The following is a 1,271-nucleotide window of genomic DNA, read 5'->3' as shown; positions in this document are numbered from 1 at the left end:
GAATAGTGGTACATGAAAAAAACACCTCCTGAATTCGCATACTAAGTATGCAAATTCAACGGAGGTGTTTTTCATTTGAAAGAAAGAGTACATTACCCAGAAGAAATAAAGTGGAAAGTGATTGAGATGAAAAAGGATGGTTATTCAAATCGTACCATTATGGAGACACTCGGAATTAAAAATGTTTCCCAAATTAAGACATGGATGAAATGGTATCGTACAGATCAAACGTATCGTTTTCAACAACCTGTAGGAAAACAATATTCTTATGGAAAAGGACCAAAAGAGCTAAGTGAATTGGAACAGCTACGATTAGAAAATAAACATTTAAAAACAAAATTACTTGTATGGGGAAAGTATCTGGAAATCGAAAGGAGCTGAAACCACATACCGTTATTACCCTATGGAATGAATTAAAAACAAAATTAACCGTACAAGAACTGTGTAAAGTATTAGAATTACCMCGTTCCACATTTTATCGTTGGTTACAGATAACCGAACGCCCTAAAGACGAGATAGAAGAGAAAGTAAAGAAGGTCTGCCTTAGGCATAAATTACGGTATGGATATCGAAGAGTGACCGCCACTCTTCGAAAAACGGGGCTGTGTGTCAATCATAAAAAAGTATTACGGATCATGAAACAATATCATATACTCTCAAAAGTTCGTCGTAAGAAAAAGAAATATATCAATGGTGCTGAACCAGTCGTAGCTCCTCATCGATTGGAACGTCAATTCGAATCATCAGCCCCAAATGAAAAGTGGTTTACGGATGTGACTTACCTATTATTTGGAGAGCGTACATTGTATTTATCAACGATTATGGATGCCTTTAATCGTGAAATTATTAGTTATGTCATCAGTGAATCACAAACTTTAACATTAGCGATGAAGACATTAAAACAAGCAATGAGAGGGCGAAAAGTAAAAGATGTCATCCTTCACTCGGATCAAGGAAGTATTTATACTGCGAAGGAATTTCAAGCATATGCCAAAGAAAAAGGCATTATCACCAGCATGTCCCGGAGAGGAAATTGCCATGATAATGCCGTCATGGAAAGCTTCTTTGGTCATTTAAAAAGCGAAGCTTTCTACTCACAAAAGATAACAAAAGTATCCAACACAACTGTGCGAAAGATTGTGCTAGAATACATTCATTACTACAATTGTGTGCGAATTCAAGAAAAATTAAACCACCTATCCCCTAAAGAATATAGGGAACAGATGGTTTAGGTGTTTTGATATGTGTCCCGTTTTCGGGGTTCACTTCAA

1 protein-coding gene is annotated in these 1,271 nt (G+C 36.3%); it reads left to right on the top strand.

Annotated features, from left to right (window positions below):
* Positions 1-75 precede the first annotated feature (75 nt).
* Positions 76-1,232 (top strand): IS3 family transposase gene (locus tag AC1DIT_RS28145; protein ID WP_098116938.1). Its coding sequence is split into 2 segments (ribosomal slippage): positions 76-328 and positions 328-1,232, totalling 1,158 coding nucleotides; the frame shifts between segments, so codons are not numbered across the junction.
* The last annotated feature ends 39 nt before the right edge of the window (positions 1,233-1,271 follow it).

The organism is Bacillus sp. 05T22 (genome assembly GCF_056396765.1).
The sequence above is the reverse complement of the archived record's forward strand: the minus strand, read 5'-3'. Positions and strand labels throughout refer to the sequence as shown.